Annotated in this window: 1 protein-coding gene; it reads right to left on the bottom strand. The window is 60.1% G+C overall.

Annotation, left to right across the window (positions count from 1 at the left end; all coding sequences use genetic code 11):
* Positions 1-235: 235 nt before the first annotated feature.
* Positions 236-818, bottom strand: a 583-nt coding sequence (locus tag ACJHYR_RS27965) for a transposase (protein ID WP_080312105.1), incomplete at its 5' end; no start/stop codon positions are given.

The following is an 818-nucleotide window of genomic DNA, read 5'->3' on the forward strand; positions in this document are numbered from 1 at the left end:
ACGTATAGGAAGAATAAACGCCCTTTTCACCCAAGTCCAACAGCTTTGGACCGCAGTTGACTCTTTCGACACCCCTGCGATGCAACCCAATCCGGCTGACGGGGAGCCAGCAACGCTGAAAATTTACCCTCCTCTTTCCCACTAGCGGCTCCTTTTCCGACAACCAGCACGGCGGATCCCTGCCGCGGCGCTGTGAACGCAGCATTTTGATTGGTATCGTTGGCCTTCAGGCTCGTCAGTCAAACAGACCCAGGAGCAGCTCAGCCGGTGGCGCCCGGCTTTCGGGTAACGCCCTGGTCCCGCTGGTTTCGGCTTTGTGCTTCAGGTGATCAAGGATCTGCTTGATCACTATAGGGTCTTCAATGCAGGCGATGACTTTCATGGCGCCGCCGCAGCCGCTGCAGGTCTCGATGTCGATATTGAAAACACGCTTGAGCCGTTGCGCCCATGTCATCGACGCTCGCCGTTGTGCTGGTGTTGCCGGTTCATCAGCCACCCTGACCTTGTTGCCCCTGCCCCGTTTTGCCGGCGTGACCAACGCCCGGTGCCGACTGTTGGGTGCGAACACCCCGTGGAAGCGGGTTAGGTTGACTCTGGGCTTCGGTACCAGGGCGGCCAGCCTTGCAATGAAATCCAATGGTTCGAAAATGACGTGCGTGGTGCCGTCCCGGTACGGCGTCTTGAGCTGGTAGCGCACGTTGCCGCCTCGTGTTAACGACAGCCGCTTCTCGGATACCGCCGGGCGGCTGATGTACCGGCACAGCCGTTCGAGCTTCTTGCGTTCATCGGCCCTGGCCGCCACGCCGGCGTGCAGGCTG

Source organism: Escherichia sp. WS1450 (genome assembly GCF_046487395.1).
GTDB classification, from domain to species: Bacteria; Pseudomonadota; Gammaproteobacteria; order Enterobacterales; family Enterobacteriaceae; genus Escherichia; species Escherichia coli.